Origin of the sequence: Intestinicryptomonas porci (genome assembly GCF_033971905.1) — a bacterium.
Classification (GTDB): Bacteria; Verrucomicrobiota; Verrucomicrobiia; order Opitutales; family Intestinicryptomonadaceae; genus Intestinicryptomonas; species Intestinicryptomonas porci.
Map to the genome: position 1 here is coordinate 107,599 of NZ_JALBUT010000001.1, position 24,912 is coordinate 132,510.

Consider the following 24,912-nt stretch of genomic DNA (forward strand, 5'->3'; position numbering starts at 1 on the left):
ACGAAGTATTAAATAGTTTTCGGAAAAAAGAAAACTTTTTTAATAGTCGTCGCTGTCGAAACTTTCGTCGTCTTCATCGCCGAAGTCGCTGTAAGAGTCGTCATCGTCTTCGTCCCAGTGCATGGTTTCGTCTTCTTCGATGTTTTCGTCTTCGCTGGGCAAGTCGTCTATATCGTCGTAAGAATCTTCTTCGTCTTCTTTTTCCTTGTCGAAATCTTCCTCTTCGTCGTCGAGCGAATAGCCTTCGGGAACGTACTCCAAGATGTCCATGATTTCGGGGAAGACGTGGATTGCTTTTCCTTCCATGTAGTCGTTGTGGTACTTTTCGCGGATTTCGTCTTCGAGGTCTTCGATTGTGAGTTTTTCTTCAAATTTGAAAGTGCTGTTTAGCATCTTTATTTGAAGGGAAGTGATATGATCCAAAAATTCCGCGTAAGGGGAAGATTCGTCATCGAGATTGTTCGGCAGTAAAAAGTATTGTTCGTCGTCGTACACAGAACCTGTCACGCGGACTATGCGCACGGTGTTTTTGTCGGTTTTCTTGTCGATTGCGAAGGTAAAAAACGCGTTTTCCACAATGCTTTCTTGCAGCCCGTATTCTTTGAGCGCGGAAAGCGATTCGAGGATATGGGTGGCTTGGCGCGGGTCTATGACGCTTAACCCGTCTATGTCCCAGTTTATTTTATCGCTCGTTTCCGAGACCCACCAGTTTAGGTCGTTGCCGAGCCTTACTTTGCACCATTTCAATTTTCCTGAATTTTTCGCCATAAATATTCTTATTTTTAAATGCCAAATTCTTTTAATGTATCCGCTTAAAAAAGCAACTTTCTTTTTCACTAAAATCTCGAAGAACGAAGAATGAGAATAAAGAACGAAAAATTGAGAAAACTTTGCTTTCCTATTCCATCTTTGGTGTTGAAATTAGTTTCCTTTGCTGTGTAAATGTTACAAAACAGGGCTTTAGAAAACGTTTTTTGAAAAATTTTTTTAATAAAAATTCTCCTAACAAATGTTGCAGAACGCTTACGTTGCCACCAAAACGAAAAGCGACACCTGTGGGAGTATTGGGAACGAAGCTCCCCCAATTCTTCATTCCTAAAATAGCGAGGCAATAAAAAAGCATCCGTTTTAAGGATGCTTTTGCCGAAAAATAAAACTTTATAAAACTGCTTTTTTATTGCCGTTCCTGCACATTTTTTACTGCTTTTTTCTGCGATATGCAGCAAATGCAAGGGCAATCGCGCCGAATATGGCGGCAAACGTCGAAGGTTCGGGAATTACAGCGGAATTATATTCCAACACGAGGTTGTTGCCTTCCATAAATGTTCTCCAAGTATCGTTTTCATTTGCCAAAGATACTTTGATGTACTCATTTTCGCTGTCTGTTTCGTAATTTGAACCGTCCCAATTATTTTCGGCGGATATCAAAATAAACTGCATAGGATCTGTCGTTTGGGCGACATACTTTGAGAAATCCACGTCAATGAAACCGCTTAATTCGTTTACGCTTGTGGTTTTCAAAGTGGATATGCCAACGCTGTCAGAAACGAAAGAGAGTGTTGCCGCTTGTGTATTCAAGCCACTTGTTCTCATTGCAAAATTAACTGCACTAATGTTGTGTGTTGAACCTTCAATTTGGAGCAATACACTTCCTGAATCAAGGTCTGTTCTGCCTACTGACAAGTTGTTCAAATAAACTTCGTTGTTTTCGCCAGAGATTATGAATTTTGCCGCACCCGCAACGGCAGTATCGGAAGAAGACAAATTAAAGTTTATTCTTTCGCCATCTGAATTTTTTGAAAGGATTGTGTTACCGGCAAGTTCCATTGTGTTGACGATGGTTGATTTTTGATCGCTGGAAGCTTTGATGTAAATATTTCCGCCATTGACAAGAACTTTGTTTTTATTGGCGGAAGATGTTCCTTTTACATAGAATGTATTTGAACCGCCAACAGCATCTTTCATGCCGATGTCAATATTATTTCCTGTTTGGAAAGTATGGCCTTCGCCTTGAATGTTTACTTCAAACGAGCCGCCATATTGTTTTGCACCTCCTGCGGAGTTCATGTAAAAAGCACCGTTCGAGCCGAAAGAAACAGTGTTGTTCTTGCCGCTTACCAAAATTTTGCGGGCTCCACCGTAAGTTGTTGTATTATAGCCCGAATACAAACCTTTATTTGATGAAATGAATGCAGAATTTTCGCCTATAACTTCAATGATAGAAGTTCCGCCATAGATTGTTCCACCATTGTAGCCAATATGCCCTAAATATAATTCTCCGTTGAATGTAAATTTGGTATCGTCAATAACGAGCTTTGCAACGTTTGAGTGTGTAGTTCCACTTTCACTTAAATCAATTTTTGATCCAGCAAGAGCTACGTTACCACCATAGGTTATTATAGAATCTTTTATTGTAGCAATAGATGTACCCGAAATTGCATCTTGGTTTGGGTTTTCGGTACGAGAATTTGAGCCAAACCCGATAAGGAGACTGCCGTTAGTTCTATTCCAATTTGCATTTTCAAAGTTGAATTCGCTTCTACCAGTTGAGCCTGCTACTGTTGAGTTTTGCAAAACGATATGAGATTTCTGGTTGTATGTTGCACCGTTTAAAACATTGAAAGACGCTGTACCCGAAAGCGATGCATCAACCTTGCCACCTACAACAACAAACGCACCAATATCCGCAAGTGCGCCGTCGCGGACAGTGAAAGAAGAAACAGCATTGGTGTTTGCACCTGTCGAAAGACATGGAAATACATCATAGCTTGTTTTGAAAGTATTGCCTGTGCCTGCCCAGTCAACAACCGACTGGAAATTATTGTCTTCAACGCTTGAAACTTTCAAATAGATTGAATTTGTCTTGAAGAGGGAGTTTGTCGAAGTTGTTTGAATACCTTCTACTGTTTGAGCGTTTGTTATTTTCCAAATGCCCGTCGTGTTTTTGTTTTTGCCGTTATCGCCCCATGAAGAGTCGGCAGAACTTTGAGCTGTGTTGTTATCGCCCGAAAAGAGCCACAATACATTACTGCCGCCGTTTGTATTGTTGGATGAGTCAAAGGCATTTGAAATTGTAACATTGGTGTTTCCAGCTTGGTGCAAAGTCGTGGAAGTATCTCCGCCATTGGTGTTCCACCAAAGCTTATAAGTTGTCATCGTGGAAAGCGATTTTGCGGAAGAGCCTTTCATATAAAGCAAGTTTTCACCCGAAGCGTTGCCGCCTTCGGCAGCCATATTTATATGCCCCGTGCTTGTAATAGAAGAATCGAGAATATTTACAATGCCGCAGAAGTTTGCGCCGTTGCCGCCAAACTTCCAGTCGGAATTTTCCAAAGTAAGCACTTTGGAATGACCTGCCGTTTGACCTGATCCCATCTGGAAGCCTGTTGTTGAATTGATTGTGGAATCTTTAACAAGGATATTGGCGTCTTTTATTCCGTTATGATATCCCGTTGCATTCCAAGTCGAGCCGTTTTGGATAACTACGTTGTTTGCCTTGTTGTAAAATTTTCCGGTGAAGGTTGCGTTATTTACTTCAAACGATGCATTGTCATTAACATAAACAGACATTCCGTTTGCAATTGTCAAACTTGCCTTGTCCGAAACAACAAATTTTGAATTGTTGTAAATTTCGATATTCCCGTAGGGGGCTTCGGTTATGGTTGTTTTGAGAGAATTGCCTTCGCCTGTAAGCAAAAGGTATGAGTTATTGTAAACATTAAGCTTTCCCGCCACAGCTTCGCCTTGTATCAAAAGGGGATTTTCAGAGTCGGCAATATTGATGAGGGCAGTGATGCCTTCTTGCGGCGTTCCGTTTGACCAAAGAGCGTCAGCCCATGTCAAACCATCTTGCGAGGCGTCAAGCACAAGTTCTGTGTCGGCGGCGTATGCACCGCTCAAAAATAGAGCTGAAGCCGCTATCGAGTAAAGGTATCTCTTTGTTTTCATAAAATAATATATTTAAAATTTAAAATAGATAATTTAGAAATATCCCTAAAAAAAATAAAGTCAAGCTTTTAATATAAATATCTTATATTTTGAAATACTGTTTCAATGCGCAATAAAAAGTCTTTTTAAAGCATTTACTTTCATTGCATTTTGGTTGCACAAAAAAAGGCGGAATAAAACATTCCGCCTTTTGGTAAAGATATTTAAACTTTAAAACTATTCCGTCTGGGATTTAAGAATGTTTGCCGCGCCGCCGCGAATTGCCTGTCCGATGTTGAATGTCGGGCGCGTTTCATTATAAACTTTGAGTTCGCCGCGCGGAGCGTCTTCGTTTTGCAAGGCATCGTACCATTTTACGGACATGTCAACAAATGCGATGTGTCCGCCCTGGTCGCCGAATACGCCTTCGTTCTTGTCCCAAGTGCCTGTGGCTTTCAAACCGCGAGACCAAATCAAAGGAGTGTTTGAATTTGCGCTCGGCTGTGTCTTGTTTGCAACTTCCCAAGAGAGGGGGAATGCCTTAAATTCTTCGCTGATTTTCCAGTTTGTGCCGAATTTGTCGCCGATATTTGCGGGCATGGGAGCACCTGAGCCGAGTTTGTCGGCAACAATCGGGTCAAATTCCATAATCCAGAAAGAGGGGATATTTAAATCAGCATGGGAGGCAAGACGGAAAGCCCAATCGTGCACCGTGTCTGCCGTGAGCGTGCGGGAACGTTCGCCCTTTGCATAGCTTTGCCAGGCAGTGGCAATACCTTTTGCGTTATTTAATGATTTCAGCTTGTCGGACGATCTCATTGCTCCTGTGAGAGCCGGCATAACCAAACCTGCCAATACCGCGATGATTGATATAACGATTAGCAATTCAACCAATGTGAACGCCTTGTGAGTTTGTCTGTTTTTCATAATAACCTTTTTAATAAGTAAATAAGATTGTTTTGTTTGTTAAATTTTAAGGGATAGGGCTTAAAAAGGGCAATCAAAGATTTTCGAACCTTGCAATCATGCCTTTTTAAGCTGTTTAAATAGTCTCCAAAAAAAGCAAAATTTGCAAGATTTTTTTTTATAAATTTTTATTTCCCTTAAATCCTGCGTTTGCGAAAACAAAAAAGCCGCCGAATATTACAAGTCGGCGGCTTAAAGTTGTGTATTTTTGAGTTCTCAGTAAGGCAGTGGGAATTTCGCGCAAAGTTCGAGGGCGATGTTCTTTGCCTTTTCGATTGCCGCTTCGTCTTCTGGGTTCGACAAAACAAGGTCGATTGCTTCCGCAATTTTAACCATCTCGTCTTCGCCCATACCGCGCGATGTGACCGCGGCTGTTCCGAGACGTATGCCGCTTGCCTGGAAGGGGGAGCGGGTTTCACCAGGGATGGTGTTTTTGTTTGTGGTGATGTTTGCCTTGTCCAAAGCCGCTTGCGCCGCCTTGCCCGTAAGGTCGGGATTGTTTTTGCGCAAGTCAATCAAAAGCAGGTGGTTGTCTGTTCCGCCCGAAACAATGCCGTGCCCGCGCTTTGCGAGTTCGTCGGCAAGCTTTGCAGTATTTTTGATTATCTGCTTTGCGTATTCCTTGAAAGAATCTTTCAACGCTTCGCCAAAGCAGACAGCTTTTGCCGCAATGACGTGCATGAGGGGACCGCCCTGGTTGCCCGGGAAAACCGAAGAATTTATGGCTTTCGCGTATTGTTCGCGGCACATAATCATGCCGCCACGGGGGCCGCGCAGGGTTTTGTGCGTCGTGGTTGTAACGAAGTCGCAGTACGGCACGGGATTAGGGTGTACGCCAGCGGCAACCAACGCCGCTATGTGGGCGATGTCTGCCATCAGCATTGCGCCGCATTTTTTCGCGATTTCGCCCACTTTGTCGAAATAAATCGTGCGCGGATACGCGCTTGCGCCGACAACAATGAGTTTCGGCTTTTCAGCCATTGCCACTTCTTCAAGCTTTTCGTAGTCGATGCGGCCCGTTTTTTCGTCAACGCCGTAGCTTACGATGTTGTAGAGCATACCCGAAAGGTTCATCGGATGCCCGTGGCTCAAGTGTCCGCCGTGTTCGAGCGACATTGCGAGAATTTTGTCGCCGGGCTTCAATACTGCCGTATAAACCGCAATGTTTGCCTGAGAGCCCGAGTGTGGCTGTACGTTGACATGTTCTGCCCCGAAGAGCTTTTTAGCCCTGTCGATTGCAAGCTGTTCTATTACGTCCACAAATTCGCAGCCGCCGTAATAGCGTTTTGCGGGATAGCCTTCCGCGTATTTGTTTGTAAGGGTTGATCCCATTGCTTCCATAACGGCGGGAAGAGTGAAGTTTTCCGACGCTATGAGTTCGAGGTGAGTTTGCTGACGGTTGGTTTCTTTTGCGATTGCATCAAAAACTTCGGCGTCGAGAGTTTTTAACGGAGTTGCTGATATTGCCTTGTTCATATTAAAATAATTACAATATTTATGGTTTTTCCAAAAACTTATGTCAAGCACTTTGACGCGGGCTTTTTGCTTCCGTTTTTATCAAATGTTTTGGGGATTTAGGTTTTGATTGCTCGTTTTCCTTCCCGAAATTTTTTTCGCCGACGTCAAAAAAAAGGAAACCCTTTTTGAGTTTCCTTTTTTTGCAATGCTCTCTTACGCTTCTTCCGGCACTTTTATCGGAGTTTCTTCAAGCTCCATTTTGCGGTCGGGGCGCAGATTTTTATACCACAAGAGATATAGCGCGATGACCGAAATTATGAATACGGGAAGAATGCAGAAGAACATCTTTGTCTGGTGTATGACAAGGAGCATTGGCAACAGGAAGAGGGTTACCTGATAGAGGAACGCGAAAGGAAGCGCTGCAATGTCGCGGCGGTTTTCGCCGTTTATGTAGTCGAGCTGCTCTTTTGTGACATACTTGCGCACGGGACCCCAGAAGCCGAACGGGCGCGTCTTTTTGTAGAAGTAAACGAGAGTCGGCATTGGAGTAGGCTTTGTCATCAGGCAACCGATGATTGTCGCCGCGAATGCAAACACCGCAACGAATGCGAACTTGTCCCACGGAGCGAATTCCCAGCCGAAGTTTTGTTGCAAAATTCTCTGCGCAATCGCCGCTATGCCGCCCGATGCCATGCCGAACGCAACGCCCCAGCCGTTCATTCTCCACCAGTACATTCTAAGGAAGCCCGGAACAAACAAGCCGGTTGTGACGCTCATGATAATCCAGTCCCAAACGTCGTTAATGCTGTCGAATACGAGAGAGAGGAAAAATCCTATGCCCGTAATCAAGATTGTTGTAGCCCAAGATGCCGTGATAAGCTCTTTTCTGCCGGCGTTCGGGCGGAAAAGCTTTTGGTAGATGTCCTTTACCGCATAAGCCGAAGCCGAATTTACCGTTGAGCCGAAAGTTGACATTGAAGCCGCCAAGAGTGTAACGAGAAGAACGCCCATCCATCCTGCGGAAACTTTCGCGCTGATGACGGCAGGCAAAATTCTTTCGGGGTCGGTAACTCCGTGGTAGCCCACGAGCATCAGCTTTTTCTTCCAGTTGTCGCCAAGGAGGCTTTCGATTTTCTTGGCAAGTTCGGGATTTTCACCCTTTATGATGGCGGTTGTTGTTTCGTGCCAGTTTGCCTTTGAAATGCCCTTGTCCTTATAGGCTTTCCTTATCATGTCGGCAACTATGCGCATTTTGCCCGTCGATTTGATTTTTTCAGCCCAGTCCGCGCCGAGCTTTTCATGCATGTACTTTTGAAGAGTCGGGTTGAACGAGTTTGCCGAAGCGGAAAGTTCGAGCCATGATTTTGAAATGGCGTTGTGCGACTGCAACACGCTCTTTACCTTCGGGGCATTCTTTGCGATTGCTTCCATTCCCCATTCTTCGCCCAATACTGCCTGCAAGTCCTTAACCAGTGCCTCCGTTTTGAGGGCAGGATTTGCGTTTAGATTTTCAATGCCATGATGCGCAGAAGCCACCGCTTCAACGTCGCGGTAAACGGCGAGGTCCTTGTTTTCGCCGTTAAAGTATTCGTTTACGATTGAAATGCCCAATACCGCCAAGCCGATCATCATCGGCCAACGCACGGAAATCAAAACTGAAACCAAAAGGTTTAGCTTTCCGCATTCCTTGTCGGAGCGGGCGGCAAAGTATTTTTGGTCGGAGCCGCTTGCCAAGCCCGAAATCGCCTGCTGGACCATGTAAAATCCCATCGCGATAATAAGGAATTGGAAGAATTTGTATTCGGGGTCGTCGGGCATTTGGACATGCCATGAAGGCAGGGCTTCCGTCCACGAAGTGTTGCCTGTTACGTCGGCTGCGACAGATTTAAGAGTGTCCGCCGCGGATAGGACAGTGCCGTTGACTTCCATTGGCGTAAACATGTTGTACGCCATTATTGAAAGCACAATCGCGCCCCCGATAATAAGCGCGGACTGCAAAAGGTCGGCTACGACAACGCCGTAAAAGCCCGCCGAAGCGGTATATGCAACTGCAACGAGCGCAAAGCCCACCGCGCATATGCTTGGCGCGTAGGGAACGAACATCGAAAGGAACTGTCCCGTGCCGCGAATCAAGTAGGCAATCATGCCGATTACGGGCAAGATGGATACGATTGCCGTCAAAAGGCGGGCGGCGTCTGCGTCTTTGCCGTTTCCGAAACGGAACTGCATCCATTCTGCCCCCGTCATGCAACCCGAACGGCGGTGCCACTTTGCCGTAAAGCACAATATGAACACCAAAATCAAAACCACTCCGCCTCTGAATTCGATGAAGAGGGCGCGAGGGCCAATCATGAACAAAAACGACGTAATGACCATCGTTCCCGTCAAGTCAAACCAGTTCGCCATACCCGAAGTCCCGAGCAAATACCACGGCAGCGTTCTGCCGCCCAAAAAGTATTCGTCAAGCCCTCCCGAAGCTTTCTTTGCAAGAAGCACGCCTATGCCTATTAAGGCGGCGGCGTAAATTAAAATTACGATGTAGTCGATAGTTTCTAATCCCATAATGGCAGTGTGTGAGAGTTGTTGTCTTTATTTTGATGATTTTGTCTTGATCGGAAGCTCGTCCGAAGGCTCGATTTCGCCGCGGAAGAGCTGACCTGCCTTGCCGCAGAGCTTCAAATACAGGTCGGAATCATCGGGAGCGTAGGAGAGGAAACGCGAACCATTGCCTTCGGGAGGATTGTTCGTGACTTTGAAAATTTGCGTTGCTTCGTCCATTTCGTCAAACATTGCGACATACAGAAGATCTGCGCCCGCCTTTTTGGCTTCTACAACCTGCTGCCAGAAAAATTTGCCGCCAAGTCGCGGAATATGGTCGAATTTTGCCTTTCTGTCGGCATAGCGGTTTGCCCAGCTGAATCCCGGGAACGCCAAAGGCATGTAAAGCACGCCGTTTTCCTTGCACCATTTGGCGTCGGGCGCGAACTGGTTTTTCGCGTGGTTTTTCGCGCCTTCAATGCCGCCGAAACGTCCGACACTCCAAGGCAGAAGAACATCCGCGCTTTTAATCATGTCGTGCAGACGCTTGTCTTTGATTGTGTCGCGGTCGAGAGTGCGCCAGTAGGTCGGAGTGCCCAAAACGATTGCGCATCCGCCGTATTTTTCATCGTTTTTAAAGAAATTGATGAGGTCTGCCTGCTCTTCCATCGTGTATGCGCGGTTGTCGCCAAAGCCGATTCCGTAGATTGCGACTACGGGTTTGCCGTTATGGCGCATGTAGGCGGGAGAATCGAAGAATTTGTATTCGTCGAGGAGCTTCTTCCAGTCTTTCTTGACTTTTTCGAGAGAATTTTTGTCGTTGTCCTTGCCCATCAAGGTCAAGTCATACATGATGGCGATGGCTCTGCCGTTGTTTTCCGCGCCTTTTAGAGCGTTTTTAAACACGCGGTTATTTGATGGCAGAAGCAGGTCGGACTGGTGGTGCCCGCCCGTAACGTCAAGAGCGAAACGCTGTAAAAATACGCCGTCAATGCCGTAGTCTTTCATCCACTTGAAGTGGCGGTTTACGGTTTTTGGATTTTCATTTGTGTAAACATAGGCTGTCGAACCGTCTGAATGCTTGAATTTGCTTGCGATTTTTTCGTCGGGATCGAGTTCCGAAACATCGGGCCATGCGTCTATGCCGCACTTGCCCGGTTCAAATTCTTCTGCGGGAGTTTCCCAGTGCTCCCAGCCCAACCCAGAGCCGTCAGTCGGAACCCTGTACCAGCCTTGATAGCCGCAGAACACTTTGCCTTTTAAATTGTTGCAGTAGGGGGCTTGCTTTGCCGAGTTCATTCCTGAACATGCAGCCAAGGCTAACGCCGCCGCCGAAATTGCGAGAAAAGATGTAAATTTCTTCATTGGTGATAGTCTGTTAAAAAATGTATTTAATTAAATATGTTATTTCTATAAAAAACTTGGGTTAAGGCAAGACTAAACTTTTTTCCGGCAGGTGCAAAAAAAAAGAGAGGGCGAAAACCCTCTCTTAAATTTTTTGCTGCTTGCAGTTTTAAGCCTGCTTCATGTCTTCAAGAGCCGCTTTGCGCGAAAGTCTTACCTTGCCCTTGTCGTCAATGCCGATGCATTTTACAATCATTTCGTCGCCAAGCTTGCAGACGTCTTCGGTCTTCTTTACGCGGAAATCCGCAAGTTCCGAGATGTGCACCAAGCCTTCCTTGCCGGGCAGACATTCGACGAATGCGCCGAATTCCTTGATGGAACGGACGATGCCGCGGTAGGTCTTGCCGACTTCAATTTCCGCCGCAATCAATTCGACTTCCGAAACCGCGCGCTTCATTGAAGTTGCGGAGTTCGCGAATATCAAAACCTTGCCGGGGTTGTCGTCGTCGATGTCGATTTGCGCGCCCGAAACTTCGGTTATGCGGCGGATATTCTTGCCTCCCGGTCCGATGAGTGCTCCGACTTTTTCGGGGGCGATTTGGATAATCTTGATGCGCGGGGCAAATTCTTTGAGTTCCTTGTTGGGTTCTGCCAAAGCTTCTGCCATTACGCCCAAAATCTTTGTGCGCGCTTCCTTGTTTTGGCGTATTGCTTCTTTTGCGATGTCAAAGGGCAGTCCCTTAATTTTGAGGTCGAGCTGGAAGCCCGTGATGCCGTTCTTTGTGCCGCAAATTTTGAAGTCCATGTCGCCGAAGTGGTCTTCGGCTCCGATGATGTCCGTCAAAACAATGTGTTTTAGCAGGTTTCCGTTTTCGTCAAAGCGTGTAACCAATCCGCAGGAAATGCCCGCAACGGGAGTTTCTATCGGTACGCCCGCGTCCATAAGGCTCAAGCAACCGCCGCAGACTGACGCCATTGAAGTCGAACCGTTTGATTCCATGATGTCGGAAACGAGGCGGATTGCGTACGGGAATTCGTCAACTGATGGGAGAACAGGCAAAAGCGAGCGTTCTGCCAAGTTGCCGTGCCCGATTTCGCGCCTGCCGGGAGTGCCGAAGCGGCCTGTTTCGCCGACAGAGTAGGGCGGGAAGTTGTAGTGGAGAATGAACGATTTTTGCTTCGTACCGCCTGTCAAGCCGTCGAGTTCCTGAACGTCGCGGGTTGTGCCGAGCGTGGTTGTGACGAGAGCCTGAGTTTCGCCGCGCGAGAATATTGCGCTGCCGTGGACTCTCGGAAGAACGCCCACCATTGCGCCGAGCGGGCGGATTTGCTTTACTTCGCGACCGTCGCAACGCTTGCCTGCGTCCAAGATATTGTCGCGATAAACGACTTCTTGGAGTTCTTCAAACGCCATTTTGATTTGATTTTCGTCAAATTCCTCTTCGCCTACTTTGCCTTTTACGAATTCCGCAGTTTCAGCCATGAGAGCGTCAACGTCGCCTTGTCTTTTGAGCTTGTTGTCTTGGAAAACCGCTTCCAAAAGGCGTCCGCCGACGTATTCGCGGCACATTGTCAAAATTTCGGGCTTTACTGTGTGAAGCTCAAATTCGCGCTTTTGTTTGCCGCAGATTTTTGCCAGCTCCTTTTGAGCTTCGATGATTTTCTGGATTTGCTTGTGGGCAAATTCCAAGGCTTCGATAAATCTTTCGTCGGGATATTGTTCCGCCGAGCCTTCAATCATCATCATTTCTTTTTCGTTGCCGACGTAGATCAAGTCGAGGACGGATTCTTCCATTTGCTCATGGGTCGGATTTACGACAAATTCGCCGTCGATTTCGCCAAGGCGTATGCAGCCCACGGGGCCGTTCCAGGGAATGTCGGAAATAAGCATGGCAGCCGACGCGCCGTTTACCATCAAAATATCGGGGTCGTTAATCATATCTGCCGACAAAACCTGCCCGATTACCTGGACTTCATTCATAAAGCCCTTCGGGAACAATGGGCGCAATGGTCTGTCGCAAAGGCGGGAAGTTAAAATTTCTTTTTCGGAAGGTCTGCCTTCTCTCTTGAAGTATCCGCCCGGAAATCTGCCTGCCGCCGAATAGTTTTCGCGGTAGTCAACCGTCAAGGGGAAGAAGTCCTGACCGGGTTTTACACTGTTTGCCGCCACTGCGGATACAAATAGCGTTGTTTCTCCAACGCTGATTGTTACGGAACCGTTCGCCTGTTTTGCGATTGTTCCCGTTGATATTGTCATATCGAGGTCTTTTACCTCTACGCTGTATTTTTGTTTCATTATGTATTCTCTTTCAAAATGCGACTGACGGGTCGGACGTCTTAGCATCGCTAAATTTTAGTTTAAAAAAGAAAGCCGGGCTGAATTTTTTTTTGACGAACCCGAACTTTCCTTGCTTTCACTGCGGATTTCCCGCATTAAACGCCTTTTGCGCAAAGAAAAAGCCGCACGGAAAGTACGGCTTTGTCGCGTAATTATCGGCGCAAGCCCAAACGAACGATGAGCGAATTGTAGCGTTCAAGGTCGTTCTTCTTCAAGTAATCGAGGAGCTTTCTGCGCTTTGAAGTCATTGCAATGAGACCTCTGCGCGAGTGGAAGTCCTTTTTGTGGGTTGCGAGGTGGTCTGTGAGGTGCGCGATTCTTGCCGAAAGAAGAGCTACCTGCACTTCGCATGAACCTGTATCTTTTTCGTCAAGGCGGTATTCCTTGATGATGCTTTCTTTATCTATTACTTTGTCTGCCATTTTTATTTCTTTCCGTGTTTCACAGTTTTCGGGGCGGATTTTTACGCCCGCATTTCCAGCTCCGCGCCGAAAATGCCGCTGAAATTCCGAAAGTTCTTTCGGCTAAAACTGCGGATTTTTGCAAGAAAAAGGACCTGCTTAAATCTAACGCTTTTATAAAGAATGGAAATTTCGCATTTTGCGGCTTTCATTGCAAGCTTTTTTTATCGCGCGTTTTATGTTGAAAATATCTCTGGGAAATTGAAAATATCATTGGAGGATATGTGTATATGGTGAAATTTGTTTTGTTTTTAATATTTGCGCTTTTTGGCGTTTCGGCTTTTGCGGTGTCAAGCTTGCAGGAAGCGTTTGATAGAGCCGCTCTTTCAAAGGGAAAAACGCTTAAACTCGAATCTAAAACTTACTTTTTGGACGAGCCTCTTATCCTTTCAAACAAGCATTGCGGCTTGACGGTATTGGGCGACCCTTCGGGAAAAACCGTGATAAGCTCCGCGAGGAAAATCGCAAATTGGCGTAATGTCGGCGGCGGAATTTGGAAGGCGAAGGTCGGCGGGGATGTTTCGTCTTTGTATGTAAACTCTCGAAGGGCAAGATTTTCGGAAATTCCAAACGGGGATTATTTCTTCATAAAAGAGAAAGTTCCAAGCAGGGAGCGCGGGGGAAGCTCTTCTGAATTCATTGCCGACAAAAACGACGTCTTGCCGCTTTTAAATCTGCAGAAAACGGAGCTTAAAAACGCGCGGATTGACGCTTACATGTCTTGGATACACTTGTGGCTGAAAGTTGAAAGCCTGTCTCAGGAGGGCTTGGACGGGGAAAGCGTCTTGCTGAAATTTTTGCCGCCCGCTTCCTGCCGCCCGTTTTTCATTTACGATAAAAATCCGCGCTACAAGATTTTAAATACCCGCGCGGGGCTTGACGAAGAGGGCGAGTTTTACTTTGACGCCGCTTCAAGGGAAGTCTTTTACAAGACTTATTCTGAAATTTCCGACGCTTTTTATCCCGCGCTTGAAACCCTTTTGGTCGGGTGCGGAGATAGTGCGGAAAACAAGCTTAAAAACGTGAAGTTTGAGAACGTAAGCTTTGAGTGCGGCGGCGTAAAGGCTCTTGAAAACGGGGCGTGGCAGACTTCGGCGCAGGGTGCTACTTCGTTTCCTTCTCTTGTGAAATTTGAAAACGCCGAAAACATAGAATTTAATTTTTGCATATTCAGGCGCGCGGGAGGCTACGCAATCGAGTTCGGAAAATCTGTCTGGGACTCAAAAATCCGAAATTGCATCATGCACGACTTGGGGGCGGGCGGCGCGCGTTTGGGAGTTTTGCAAAAAGCCGCTTCGGGCGCAAATCCCGAACTTGACGGGCTTACGAGCGGGCGCATCGAAGTTGCGAACAATTTGATTTTCAACTACGGGCGAGAATGCAAGTCGGGCATCGGGATTTTGGCGTTTGACGTAAATTCTTGCAAAATATCAAACAACGAGATTTTCGACGGCTATTACACGGGCATCTCAGTGGGCTGGACTTGGGGAAGTGCGCCGACACATACGCAAAACAACAAGATAAATTTCAACAAAATCCACCATTTGTCGTTCGGCGAGATGAGCGACTTGGGTGGTATTTACACCCTCGGCTCTTCCGCTGGCTCAGAGATTGCTGGCAATGTCATTTCCGACATCACCTGCCACAACTACGGCGGTTGGGGAATTTACAACGACGAAGGCTCTTCGGGGTTTTCTGTGCGCAAGAATTTCGTAATTCGCGCGCAGGAGGGTGGATATTTCATGCACTATGGCTCAAACTGCGCGGTTGAAAACAATTTGTTTGCCGATTCCAAAGACTTTCAGGTCGGGCTTGGCAGGCACAATAAAAATTCTTTTTCATTCAAAAAAAATCTGGTTTTGTTTGGCGAAAAATCGCCTCTTTTCAGGGGAAATCCCCCCAAACGCGAAGACGCAGAGTTCGATTTCAACGTCTATTGGCGGCGCGGTTTTCCGCTTGGTTTCGGCGGAATGGATTTTGGCGCATGGCAAAAGTCGGGTCAGGACAAAAATTCGCTTGTGGCTAAATTCAGCGTTTCCGACGTCATTGCAGGCAAGATAAAAAACGGCGGCGCGTTTCAAAAAATCGGCTTTGAAAAATTGGAAATATCAAAGGCGGGACCCCAAGGGCTTATGCGCAGAATTGCTGAGGGAATTTTGAAAAATTACGAATTCCCGAAAGTTGCAAATAGGGCGAAAAGCGCAAATTTTGCCCGTTATGTCGATGACGATTTTTCGCGCGAAGTCTTGAATGAAAAGCCTATGCTTAAAATGGAATTCATCGGGGAAAGGGCGCGCATTTTAAGCGATGCTTCCCTTGGGCGGATTTTGGAAGTTTCAGACGAAAAAACAACGCCGAGCTGGATGCCGTACTTTTTTTACAGATGTAATTTCACAAAGCCGCAAACCGTCAAGATTTCATTTAAGATGAAGCTTTCGGAAAACAGCGATTTTATTTTTGAATTGCGTGAAAACGAGGGAGTATTAAACCGCGGGGCAAAATTTCAAATTAAAGATGCCGTATTTATGCCTACCAATGCCAAACTTCCGATAGGCGAATGGCTTGATGTTGAAATGTTCTTGGAGGTAAATGGAGACTATGCCTGCTTTGTTCACGCTTTAAATATTTCAAACTCAAACGGCAGGAAACTTGTAAATACAAGCATAAGTATAAATTCTGAAAATCCGTCAAAAACTTTTGGCTGGATGGGGTTTATATTTACAGGCGATAGCGGCGCAAAAACGCAGTTTGCAAACTTTAAAATTCTTCCTAACAAATAAGGCGCAAAAAAACTCCGCACATTGCCGCGCGGAGTTTTTTGTTTTATGAAAAAATAACTACTTTCTTCTTCTGTATGCCGCAAATGCGAGGGCGATTGCGCCAAAGATTGCCGCGTATGTCGATGGTTCGGGGACTGAAATAACGTCAACCGAAATGAAGAGAGTGTTGTTTTCAACAGTCCATTCCTTAAATTTTGCGATGTCGGAATCAATTACCACGAGGTCGTTGTCCCAATCGAAAGGCTTGTTGTCCAAAAGTTTATTTGAAGTTTCCGAGATGTCTTCCGTAGAAGATATGAGCGCAAAATAGTATGTACCGTCTTCCAAATCCGAAATATTTGCAAGGTCAACATTTATCACGCCGTTTACAGACTTAAAGAATCTTGCCTGCACTATTGCCTGGGATTTGTCTTTTGAAGTGAGAGCATTTGAGTCTCCCAAGAGGAAGTCGAGGCTTCCCGAATCTTCTACAAAAAATTCCCAGTCATTTGAAAGGGCCTTTGCGCCCGCCGCCACGAAGTTGCCTTCGCTGTCATATCCTCCGAGCTGGATTGACGCAGAACCTGTTGCAACCGTGTCATCGCCTATGTATACTCTGTAAGAATGCACATTGGCGTTTTCGCCCATTATGACCATTTTATTTGTTGCGCCTTCTTTGTAAGATACATTCAAGGTGTCAATGCCGTTTAGCGTGGAGCTGTTTATATTGACAAGGGCTTGGCTGCCCGAGCCGCTTGCATTTAATGTCAAACTGCCTTTTTTGCCTGAAGGAGCCATGTTCATCGACGCATTGTTTTTCAAATCGATAACCATTGAATAGCCGGCAAAGCTGCTTCCGACATTTGTGCCACTTGAGATGTTGAAAGTTGAATTATCAACAGTGAGGGTTGAACCGCCGTTTGCGATTTTGGAGCCGTTGAATTGGCTGAATCTTCCAACGGTGAGGGTTGAGCCGCCCGATACGTTCATGTTTGCATGGGACAAATCACCTGTTCCCCAGCTTACTTCGCTTATGTTTGCATTTGCTCCGTTTTTCACGTTTATCGTTTGGCTTGAATTATACCAAAACTGCAAAGCTCCAGAAAGCGTAAGGCTTGCGTCGGCTCCGTCGATATTCAAAGTGCCTGAGTTTGAAAAGCTTCCACCCAAGCCCGTAATTTTTTGAGTGCCGGTAATATCAATTGTATGACCTTTCATCATTACGGTGTCGGCTTCGGTGGGGATTGTGCCGCCTTCCCATGTATCGGTTGAGTTCCAATTCCCGTCTGCTTGGGAATAGATGTTTGCCGCGTAAGAAGAAACGCATAAAGAAGCGAGTGCGCAAAAATATATTGAATTTTTTAGGGTTTTCATAGGAATAAATAACTTATATAAAATATATTCTTTTTCGGAGATTCAGTATAGTCAAGATTATTTAATCTTTTTTTTACAAATATTTACGTCTTTTTTTTGATGCTGTTTTTTGCGGATTATAAAAAAACTCCGCACATTACCGCGCGGAGTTTTCGGGTTTTATGAAAAAATGCTATTTCCTTCTGCGGTATGCCGCAAATGCAAGTGCGATTGCGCCAAAGATTGCCGCGTATGTCGAAGGTTCGGGAATTGATAACGCATCTTTTGCAACTGTAACATAGAGGTGTTTTGCATCAAAGTTGAATGTTGCATCTGTTGCACCCTTTATGATTTGTAAGTCGCTATTTAAAATCCAGTTTTCAAAGTCTGACATATTACTTTCAAGGCTGAAAAGTGTGAATGTTTTTTCTTCGCCCCAAGATTCGTCCCACAAAAGATTTGTAAAGTCAACCGCAATAGAGCCGGAGAACGACTGGTTGCCACCTATTACGCTAACCGTTGTAAGACCATCTGCATCTGCAACAAATTCAACCAAACCACCAGTTACATTTTCAACTGATGTATCTACACCACCAATGAGTTGAAAGTTTCTGAAAGTTACAGTATTGTTAGAGCCTTCAATTGTAATTTTTTGTAGTGTTGTAGCAGTTGCAGAACCCAGCTTTGTGTTAGCGTTATAGAATGTAGAGCTTTCTTTTACTATGACTGTGCCAGCACTATTTTCATTCATTTTAAGCTCTCCATTAGCGTTTAAGTTTGCTTCGCCTGATACTGTTAGTGTTGCTCCATTTTTAACGCTAAAGCCCCCTATGTTTGTGCTATTGCCGTTATTTAAGCGAATATTGAAATTGCTACCAATGAAAGCCGCATTTTCGCACCTACCCAAGGGGTAGCTTTCACCAAAATTTGTAATATCCAAATTTACGGCAAGACTACCTGCGTTGATGTTGATTGCGTTACAATAAACATTAAATGCATTGTTGCCTGTAAAAGAACCGTATTCGGTTGGATCTTTCTTCAAAGCATCCCAAACATTAACGTATTCGTTACCTGTAGAATCGGAGAATGTATATAGTGCGGTTGCTGCGGTTGCAACGCTTGCCGAGGCAAACAGCAAGGCTGTTGAGATTATAGATATGTGTTTTTTCATAATAATGTTTTTTATATTCCGAGTTTTGCGCAAGTCAATAAATTTTTTAATGTTTTTGTTTCATATACTTGCGGCTTTGAAATTTTGTTTTATTTTACGGAAAAACAGGGCGAAAAAATGACACAAAAAAGCTCCGATTTGTTTCGGAGCAGAGAGTTTTAAGCAAAACTTTTATTTGTTTTCGGCAGCTATTGCGGCGAGAAGTTCGTCTGTATGTTTAAAAAATGCCGTTCCCGCAACTATGGTGTCTGCGCCCGCCTTTATGCAGTTTGAAACGTTTTGGGCTGTAACTCCGCCGTCTATTTCAATGCGGAAATTAAGCTTCATTTCTTCGCGCAATTTTTTTAAAGCCGCAATTCTTTCATGCGCGTTTTCGACAATGGTTTGCCCGCCAAATCCGGGTTCGACTGTCATAAGCATTGCCAAATCCACAAAGGGCAGATAGGGGGCGAGCTCAAAAACGCTCGTTTTGGGCTTGATTGTGATTCCCACTTTAAGTCCTTTCAAATGAATTTCGCGCAGTGTTTCTGCAAGCGGAAAATCGGGTTCCAAATGCACGTTTATGAGGCTTGCCCCCGCAGAGGCAAATGCGTCTATATAAAGATGCGGATTATCCATCATCAGGTGGACGTCGAAAAACATGTCGGGGTAAAGCTCACGCAGTCTCTTTAAAAATTGGGGACCGAAAGACAAGTTTGGCACGAAATGAGCGTCCATTACATCGAAATGAACCCATTTCAGCCCTGCGTTTTTGATTTTGCCCACGGCGTCTCCGAGGGCGGCGCAGTCTGCCGCAAGTATTGACGGAGCAAGAACTAATGAATTTTTTACCATATTCCCAAAACGGAATCGACTATTTTGCGGGCAAGCATTCCCGTGAGAGTGGTCATATTTTGGTACTCTCCGTCAAGGAAGCTTTCGTCGTTAAATATGTGGTTTTTTACGCTGAAAGGTCTGTCTTTGAATATTACTTCGCCCGTTTTCAAATTGCGCAGAGTGCAGTTTGCGGAAAGCTGTACCGTTATTGCGCGCGCCATGTCGGTATCTTCATATCGGGTAGCATACACGCTTTTCGTGTAGTCGTCCAAAGTGATTTCAAGGACTGCCTGGGCTTCGTCGAGGCTCGTCAAGGTAAGGGCGGGAGTTTGTGAAAGCATTGTGCAAACCTGCGTCATCAGCGGGTTTGAGGCTTGCGGCGCATAGGAGTTGTTCACAACCTGTTTTACCGCTATCGTCTTAAACGGCAAAGGCTGCGCCGTGCCTTCGAGGGTGTAATTGCAGGCGCAAAGCGCGAGGCTTGAAAGCGTTAAAACCAGAAAATTTAAGAATGCGCGCATAAGCCTGTTCTTTCTATTTTACAAAACCTTCGTCTTTCAAAGTCTTTTCAAAATTTTTGATTGCCGACTTTTGGGCGTCTTTTTCTTCCCTTATTGAAGAGGCTTCGATGTTTTCGTCAACAATTGTGGGAGTTTCAATGAACGCTTCGGCGGACTTTATTTCAAACGCTTCCGCATTCAGCTTTTCTATTTTTGTTTCGTCTTCGTAGGCATCGTAAGACGGGCGTTTGTATCTGCCGAAGAAGAAATCGACAATCGTCATCGGGGCGATTTCGCCGTTTGCTATTTTCTTTAATCCCGCCTGCGCTTCTGTTGCCGCAAGGCTCTTTGGCGCGATTGTTATGGTTTCGTTATAGAAAATGGAGGCGGCTTTGTTGTTGTTTCTGTAATAGTAGTAGAAATCTCCCATGACAAGGCGGCTTCGCGCGTGAATGTCTTGCATCAGCTCAAATCCCGCTTCCGCGTTTGCTATTGAGGCGTTTTGCGGGAACAAAATCATGAAGTCCTGGTAAAAATCCATTGCCTTCACCACTGTTGACTGGTCATAGTCCGCGCCTTGAACCATCTCGCGGTAGGTGTTTGCCATTTGCAAGTAGGCGTCGGGGGTGAGGGAGCTTTGGGGGTAGGTGTTTATGATTCTGTCGAGTGCGTCGATTGCAAGCTCCTGCTTATCGATATGGTTTGCGATTATGGATATGTTCATCAATGCGAGGGGCGCGTAGTCGCCAAAAGGTGCGTTTGAAACCACGCTTTCATATATTTTTATCGCAAGATTGAAATCTTTAAACCAAGGTATTACTCCCCACAAATACGGGCGCGCCCCCTTTTGGATTGTGCTTGCAAGGTCGTACTCTTCGGAAATCACCGCGTTGTACTTTTCAAACCCAGGATAATTTTTTACGATTAACTCCAAGCATCTGTACGCTTCCGAAAACTGTCCGTCGCGCTTGTATAAAACGGCAAGCTGCAAATAGGCGTCGGCGGCGAAAATCGAAAGTGGGTATTCTTGAACCACTATTTTATAATAGTCGATGGCGGCGGAAAAATCGCCTTCTTCCTGCGCTTTGCCCGCCTTGTTCATGGCTTCCAATGCGTTTTTTGCCTCGGCCTTTTCACCTATCACGTTTTCCAAAACTCCGCCTTCGACCTGCCAGCCCTTGTCTTTTTCCCAAACAAGGGCAGCGTTTGCCGATGCGCAAATTCCTGCAATCAGCAGTATCAAAGAAGTTTTAAAAACGCGTTTTTGCATATTGAATTAGTGCCACTTTACCAAAGTTGCGCCCCACGTCAAGCCTGCACCGAATGCCACGAACAAAATATAGTCTCCTTTTTTGATTTTTCCCGCTTTAAGGGCTTCGTCAAGGGCTATGGGAATTGATGCCGACGAGGTGTTGCCGTACTTTTCGATGTTTACGAACACTTTTTCCATCGGCAATTTCAAGCGTTTTGCAACACTTTCTATAATTCTTGTGTTTGCCTGGTGTGGAATTAAAAGGCTTATTTCATTGGGAGTGATGCCGTATCTTTCAATGACTTCAAAAGATTTTTCCCCCATTATTTTGACGGCGTGCTTGAACACTTCGCGCCCGTTCATTTGTATGAAGTGCTGGCGGTTTTCGACAGTTTCTTTGCTTGCTGGCATTAGAGAGCCGCCTGCGGGAAGCTTCAAAGTTGCGGTGTCGGAGCCGTCCGCGCCCAAAACCGTGTCTAAAATGCCTACGTCTTTTTCTTCCGAAGTGGAAAGGACAACCGCGCCCGAGCCATCGCCGAAGAGTACGCATGTGTTGCGGTCTTGCCAGTCGAGTATGCCGCTTAGTTTTTCCGATGAAACCACAAGGGCGTTTTTGTAATAGCCTGATTTCATCATTTTTGAGGCTACTTCAACCCCGTAAACAAACCCCGAGCAAGCCGCTTCAATGTCAAAGCACGGTATGTTGTTGCGTATGCCGAGCTTTGCCTGCAAGATGCAGGCGGTTGACGGGAACATCATGTCGGGCGTCACCGTCGTAACGATTACCAAATCTATGTCTTCGGGCTTTAACTTTGCGTTTTCAATCGCTCTTTTCGCAGAAATCAAAGCCATGTCGCTTGCGGCTTCTTCGCTTTTAGCAATCCTGCGCTCTTTTATCCCCGAGCGGGTGTAAACCCATTCGTCGGAGGTATCTACTGTTTTTGCGATGTCGTGGTTTGTGATGATTTTTTCGGGAAGATACGAGCCTGTGCCGGCTATTATTATTGATTTATTCATTCTCGTTTCGGGTTTCGGATTCTACGGCTTTTTTCTTTTCCGCCTCCAGTTGTATTTTCGCAAGATCTTTTTCGATGCTTTCGTTGAGCCGGCGGCGCACGCATTTTATCGCAATACCCAAAGCTCCCGCAACCTGCGCCTTGTCGCTTGAGCCATGCCCTTTTACTATGAGTTTATTAAGCCCGAGCAATGGCGCGCCCGAAAACTTTTCAACAGGAAGCCTGTTTTTGACCCCCTGAAATGCACCCATTGACAAAAGAGCCCCGAATTTGCGGAGGATATTGCTCGTCAACTCCTCTTTTAGCATTCCCTTCAACATCTTCATTATGCCTTCGAGCGTTTTTAATAGAACGTTGCCCGTAAATCCGTCGCAGATAATTACGTCGCAGTCGCCTTGAAAGACTTGGAAACCTTCTATTAACCCCGCGTAGTTGACCACGTTTTTGGAGTTGTTCAAAAGAATGTGCGCGTTTTGAGTCAACATATTGCCTTTGCCGTCTTCTGTGCCGTTTGAAAGAAGGCCGACTTTCGGCATTTTTCCCTCTTCGACTATGCCCGCAACTCTCGCGTAATTTGCGCCCAAAATCGCGTTGTCGAGCATATTAGTCGGGCGCGGGTCGGGATTTGCCCCCACGTCCACCAAAATAAAATTTTTCCCGTCTCTTGGGATTACCGCGCCGAGCGCGGGGCGTTCAATGCCCGCCATCGTGCGCAATTTGATTGTTCCCGCCGCCATCAGCGCGCCCGTGTTTCCGCAGCTTAAAATTGCGTCCGCCGCGCCGATTTTCGCCAAGTCTATCGCCCTCATCATGGACGAATCTTTTTTTGAGCGCATTGCCTGGATTGGCTTTTCGCTCATTTCTATGACTTGGCTTGCGTGGTGAATTTCTATGCGCGAATCTTTATAAAAACCATGGAGACGCAGGTTTTCCTTTATTTCCCCTTCGTCTCCAACGGCGATGATTTTTATGTCGCCTTTGTTTTCTTTCAAAGCTTGGCATACGCCTGCAATTATTGCGCCCGCGCCCCTGTCGGAGCCCATTACGTCAACCGCGATGCATGCCTTGCTCGAAATTTCGCCCATATTGTTCTTTTTTGTTTTTAAGATGAATATATACGAAAAACGGGGGCAAGTTCCATAAAAAAACGTCGCACCCGTATGTTTTGGCAAAGTCTAAGCTTTTTTAAGCTTAAACCTTCACGCTAATGACTTGCCTGCCTCTGTATGTGCCGTTGGAGGGATTTACTCTGTGGGGCATATAGAGAGTGCCGTCAGTCGAATCTTTCATCAACTGGGGAAGTTCAAATTGATTTGCGCCGCGACGCTTGCGTGAACGCTGCTTGGACTGTTTGCGTTTTGGTTGTCCCATATATTACCTGTCTATTTCTGAAATATTGAAATTGAAAACAAGCAAAAGTAGGTATTCTTGCCTGTCTGTCAACTATTTTTACCGATTTTTTTAAAAAATAAGCTTTTTTGTTCAAATAAAGGCTTTGACTTCTTTAAAAGCTTAATTTTTTATGATTTTGGTAATGATGAATGTTTTTAAGTCGTTTGCAACGTTTTTTTTGTGCTTCGCGTTTTCGGGCTTTTTGCGCGCATATGAAGTTTTTGACTGCAAGGGCAGGAAATTTGAATTCTCGGAGCCTCCGAAGGCGGTTTCGATTTCCCCTGCGGTGAGCGAGACCATTTGCGCTGTCGGGGCGGGCGGCAGCCTCTTGGGCGTTTCAAAATTCTGTAAATATCCGAAATCTCTTTCAAGCACTGAATCTGGAAAAACCATTCGCGAAGAGCTTTCAAAGAAGGAAGTGGTCGGCGGCTTTGTGGACGCTGATTTTGAAAAGATTTTGGACTTGAAGCCCGACATTGTTGTTTTGCACGATGTCTCCGCCGATTTTTTGATGAAAAAATTTGAAAGCCTTGGCATCAGGGTATTTTTGGTTTATGCCGACGGGCTTGAAAATATCGCAAGAAACGCCGAAATAATAGGCTCTCTGTTTGGAAAGCGGAAAGAGGGATTTGCCTTGGCTGAAAAAATAAGGCTCGAAACCGCCGATAAATCTTTTTTTAAAAATCGCCCGCGCGCGATTTTCCTTTTCGGGAACATGTCGGCGGGCGTTGATACATACGCAGGCAGGCTTTTGCAAAATTGCGGCTTTGAAAATGTCGTAAAAAACACGAAAGCGGCATGGGCGGTCTTGCCGAAGGAGTACATTTTGGTTTCGTCTCCGCAGGTGGTCGTGGTGCAGTCCGACGATGAAAGCGATTTTGAAAGAAAGAAGACCGAACTCAAAAAATCCGCGGTTTGGTCAAAGACCGAAGCGGTAAAGAAGGGCAATATTTTCATGATGCCCACCGATTTAATCATAACCCCGTCTCCGCGTATCGTTTATGCGGCGGAAAAGCTGCGCAAGATTAGAGCCGAAATGGGCGATTAGCGCATGGTAAAAATAAACAGCACGGGGGAATTAGGGTTTTTCTCGTCCCTGAAAATCCGGGGGGAATACTTTTTTAGATATTCTTCCACGCATTCGAGTTCGCTTCTTCCGCCCTCATGAGCGGGATAGGCAAGGACGCTTATAAGATTTGTTTCATCGGCGATTTCTGCGAGCGATTCAAGGGCTTTTATGGTGCTTTCGGGTTTTGTGATTACTGTTTTGTCGGATTTTGGAAGCCAGCCGAGATTAAACATTGCGGCGTTGATTTTCCCGAAGTATCTGCTTGGTATTTTCTCTTTCAAGAGAGCGTGCGACGCTTCAAAAATTTCCGCTTTTTCGGAAAGTCCGTTTTCTTTTAAGATTTTTTTTGTCTGCAAAACCGCGTTTTTTTGTATGTCGAAAGCAAATACTTTGCCGTTTTGCTTGGAGTTTTGCGCAAGAAACAAAGTATCGAAGCCGTTTCCACAAGTGGCGTCGATTGAAACGGGGGCTTCTATCGGAGCCAAAAAATCCGCAAGAATTTCTTTCGCTTTTTGTGTCAAATTCATTGCGTCAAATGAATCTGCCGCGAAT

Annotated in this window: 19 protein-coding genes; 2 read left to right on the forward strand and 17 right to left on the reverse strand. The window is 45.7% G+C overall.

From position 1 onward, the window contains the following. Positions 1-39: 39 nt before the first annotated feature. The 8 genes from MOX91_RS00580 to rpsO all read right to left on the reverse strand — a co-directional run bounded on the left by MOX91_RS00580 (position 40) and on the right by rpsO (position 12,993). Complete coding sequence (locus MOX91_RS00580; protein ID WP_370396129.1) at positions 40-768, reverse strand: hypothetical protein; 729 nt, start codon at positions 766-768, stop codon at positions 40-42. A 429-nt stretch (positions 769-1,197) separates the two neighbouring features. After that, complete coding sequence (locus MOX91_RS00585) at positions 1,198-3,948, reverse strand: PEP-CTERM sorting domain-containing protein (protein WP_370396130.1); 2,751 nt, start codon at positions 3,946-3,948, stop codon at positions 1,198-1,200. Between the two features lie 216 nt (positions 3,949-4,164). Continuing rightward, complete coding sequence (locus tag MOX91_RS00590; protein ID WP_370396131.1) at positions 4,165-4,854, reverse strand: type II secretion system protein; 690 nt, start codon at positions 4,852-4,854, stop codon at positions 4,165-4,167. A 255-nt stretch (positions 4,855-5,109) separates the two neighbouring features. Continuing rightward, complete coding sequence (gene glyA / locus MOX91_RS00595) at positions 5,110-6,369, reverse strand: serine hydroxymethyltransferase (protein ID WP_370396132.1); 1,260 nt, start codon at positions 6,367-6,369, stop codon at positions 5,110-5,112. 195 nt (positions 6,370-6,564) lie between these two features. Beyond that, complete coding sequence (locus MOX91_RS00600) at positions 6,565-8,913, reverse strand: sodium:solute symporter family transporter (RefSeq protein WP_370396133.1); 2,349 nt, start codon at positions 8,911-8,913, stop codon at positions 6,565-6,567. A gap of 27 nt (positions 8,914-8,940) precedes the next feature. Beyond that, positions 8,941-10,254, reverse strand: a complete 1,314-nt coding sequence (locus MOX91_RS00605) for a glycoside hydrolase family 99 protein (protein WP_370396134.1) — start codon at positions 10,252-10,254, stop codon at positions 8,941-8,943. Between the two features lie 148 nt (positions 10,255-10,402). Then, positions 10,403-12,529 carry a polyribonucleotide nucleotidyltransferase gene (gene pnp, locus MOX91_RS00610; RefSeq protein WP_370396135.1) on the reverse strand — a complete coding sequence of 709 codons (2,127 nt, stop codon included), beginning with the start codon at positions 12,527-12,529 and terminating at the stop codon, positions 10,403-10,405. A gap of 194 nt (positions 12,530-12,723) precedes the next feature. Further along, on the reverse strand, positions 12,724-12,993 hold the full coding sequence (gene rpsO / locus MOX91_RS00615) for a 30S ribosomal protein S15 (protein ID WP_370396136.1): 270 nt from the start codon (positions 12,991-12,993) through the stop codon (positions 12,724-12,726). A 269-nt stretch (positions 12,994-13,262) separates the two neighbouring features. On the opposite strand from rpsO, the gene MOX91_RS00620 reads away from it, so the two are divergent. After that, positions 13,263-15,812, forward strand: coding sequence for a right-handed parallel beta-helix repeat-containing protein (locus tag MOX91_RS00620; RefSeq protein WP_370396137.1), 2,550 nt, complete (start codon positions 13,263-13,265; stop codon positions 15,810-15,812). A 57-nt stretch (positions 15,813-15,869) separates the two neighbouring features. Here MOX91_RS00620 and MOX91_RS00625 read toward each other — a convergent pair whose 3' ends face one another. From MOX91_RS00625 to rpmF, 8 genes are all read right to left on the reverse strand, one after another. After that, the gene (locus tag MOX91_RS00625; RefSeq protein WP_370396138.1) at positions 15,870-17,165 is read right to left on the reverse strand and encodes a PEP-CTERM sorting domain-containing protein; all 1,296 of its coding nucleotides are present in this window, start codon (positions 17,163-17,165) and stop codon (positions 15,870-15,872) included. A gap of 172 nt (positions 17,166-17,337) precedes the next feature. After that, complete coding sequence (locus MOX91_RS00630; RefSeq protein WP_370396139.1) at positions 17,338-18,315, reverse strand: PEP-CTERM sorting domain-containing protein; 978 nt, start codon at positions 18,313-18,315, stop codon at positions 17,338-17,340. Positions 18,316-18,486: 171 nt separating this feature from the next. Further along, entirely contained in the window at positions 18,487-19,149 is a 663-nt protein-coding gene (gene rpe / locus MOX91_RS00635; protein WP_370396140.1) for a ribulose-phosphate 3-epimerase, read from the reverse strand. Next, positions 19,143-19,652, reverse strand: coding sequence for an LPS assembly lipoprotein LptE (gene lptE, locus MOX91_RS00640; protein WP_370396141.1), 510 nt, complete (start codon positions 19,650-19,652; stop codon positions 19,143-19,145). Before lptE ends, rpe begins: the two co-directional genes overlap by 7 nt. 13 nt (positions 19,653-19,665) lie before the next feature. After that, positions 19,666-20,901 (reverse strand): tetratricopeptide repeat protein, encoded by a 1,236-nt coding sequence (locus tag MOX91_RS00645; protein WP_370396142.1) that lies wholly within the window; start codon positions 20,899-20,901, stop codon positions 19,666-19,668. A gap of 6 nt (positions 20,902-20,907) precedes the next feature. Continuing rightward, the gene (locus MOX91_RS00650; RefSeq protein WP_370396143.1) at positions 20,908-21,900 is read right to left on the reverse strand and encodes a beta-ketoacyl-ACP synthase III; all 993 of its coding nucleotides are present in this window, start codon (positions 21,898-21,900) and stop codon (positions 20,908-20,910) included. Further along, positions 21,893-22,984, reverse strand: coding sequence for a phosphate acyltransferase PlsX (gene plsX / locus MOX91_RS00655; protein WP_370396144.1), 1,092 nt, complete (start codon positions 22,982-22,984; stop codon positions 21,893-21,895). The genes MOX91_RS00650 and plsX overlap by 8 nt, the downstream gene beginning before the upstream one ends. Before the next feature lie 106 nt (positions 22,985-23,090). Then, positions 23,091-23,270: a 50S ribosomal protein L32 gene (gene rpmF, locus MOX91_RS00660; RefSeq protein ID WP_370396145.1), complete on the reverse strand. Its 180-nt coding sequence runs from the start codon at positions 23,268-23,270 to the stop codon at positions 23,091-23,093. Between the two features lie 151 nt (positions 23,271-23,421). On the opposite strand from rpmF, the gene MOX91_RS00665 reads away from it, so the two are divergent. Further along, positions 23,422-24,339, forward strand: coding sequence for an ABC transporter substrate-binding protein (locus MOX91_RS00665; protein ID WP_370396146.1), 918 nt, complete (start codon positions 23,422-23,424; stop codon positions 24,337-24,339). Here the strand turns inward: MOX91_RS00665 and mnmM are convergent. Continuing rightward, on the reverse strand, positions 24,336-24,887 hold the full coding sequence (gene mnmM / locus MOX91_RS00670; protein WP_370396147.1) for a tRNA 5-(aminomethyl)-2-thiouridylate-methyltransferase MnmM: 552 nt from the start codon (positions 24,885-24,887) through the stop codon (positions 24,336-24,338). The genes MOX91_RS00665 and mnmM overlap by 4 nt on opposite strands. Positions 24,888-24,912 lie beyond the last annotated feature (25 nt).

Bases quoted from the DNA above. Each gene is read 5' to 3' on its own strand.
- MOX91_RS00580 (WP_370396129.1), bottom strand. From the start codon at position 768: ATGGCGAAAAATTCAGGAAAATTGAAATGGTGCAAAGTAAGGCTCGGC.
- MOX91_RS00585 (WP_370396130.1), bottom strand. From the start codon at position 3,948: ATGAAAACAAAGAGATACCTTTACTCGATAGCGGCTTCAGCTCTATTT.
- MOX91_RS00590 (WP_370396131.1), bottom strand. From the start codon at position 4,854: ATGAAAAACAGACAAACTCACAAGGCGTTCACATTGGTTGAATTGCTA.
- glyA (WP_370396132.1), bottom strand. From the start codon at position 6,369: ATGAACAAGGCAATATCAGCAACTCCGTTAAAAACTCTCGACGCCGAA.
- MOX91_RS00600 (WP_370396133.1), bottom strand. From the start codon at position 8,913: ATGGGATTAGAAACTATCGACTACATCGTAATTTTAATTTACGCCGCC.
- MOX91_RS00605 (WP_370396134.1), bottom strand. From the start codon at position 10,254: ATGAAGAAATTTACATCTTTTCTCGCAATTTCGGCGGCGGCGTTAGCC.
- pnp (WP_370396135.1), bottom strand. From the start codon at position 12,529: ATGAAACAAAAATACAGCGTAGAGGTAAAAGACCTCGATATGACAATA.
- rpsO (WP_370396136.1), bottom strand. From the start codon at position 12,993: ATGGCAGACAAAGTAATAGATAAAGAAAGCATCATCAAGGAATACCGC.
- MOX91_RS00620 (WP_370396137.1), top strand. From the start codon at position 13,263: ATGGTGAAATTTGTTTTGTTTTTAATATTTGCGCTTTTTGGCGTTTCG.
- MOX91_RS00625 (WP_370396138.1), bottom strand. From the start codon at position 17,165: ATGAAAACCCTAAAAAATTCAATATATTTTTGCGCACTCGCTTCTTTA.
- MOX91_RS00630 (WP_370396139.1), bottom strand. From the start codon at position 18,315: ATGAAAAAACACATATCTATAATCTCAACAGCCTTGCTGTTTGCCTCG.
- rpe (WP_370396140.1), bottom strand. From the start codon at position 19,149: ATGGTAAAAAATTCATTAGTTCTTGCTCCGTCAATACTTGCGGCAGAC.
- lptE (WP_370396141.1), bottom strand. From the start codon at position 19,652: ATGCGCGCATTCTTAAATTTTCTGGTTTTAACGCTTTCAAGCCTCGCG.
- MOX91_RS00645 (WP_370396142.1), bottom strand. From the start codon at position 20,901: ATGCAAAAACGCGTTTTTAAAACTTCTTTGATACTGCTGATTGCAGGA.
- MOX91_RS00650 (WP_370396143.1), bottom strand. From the start codon at position 21,900: ATGAATAAATCAATAATAATAGCCGGCACAGGCTCGTATCTTCCCGAA.
- plsX (WP_370396144.1), bottom strand. From the start codon at position 22,984: ATGGGCGAAATTTCGAGCAAGGCATGCATCGCGGTTGACGTAATGGGC.
- rpmF (WP_370396145.1), bottom strand. From the start codon at position 23,270: ATGGGACAACCAAAACGCAAACAGTCCAAGCAGCGTTCACGCAAGCGT.
- MOX91_RS00665 (WP_370396146.1), top strand. From the start codon at position 23,422: ATGATTTTGGTAATGATGAATGTTTTTAAGTCGTTTGCAACGTTTTTT.
- mnmM (WP_370396147.1), bottom strand. From the start codon at position 24,887: ATGAATTTGACACAAAAAGCGAAAGAAATTCTTGCGGATTTTTTGGCT.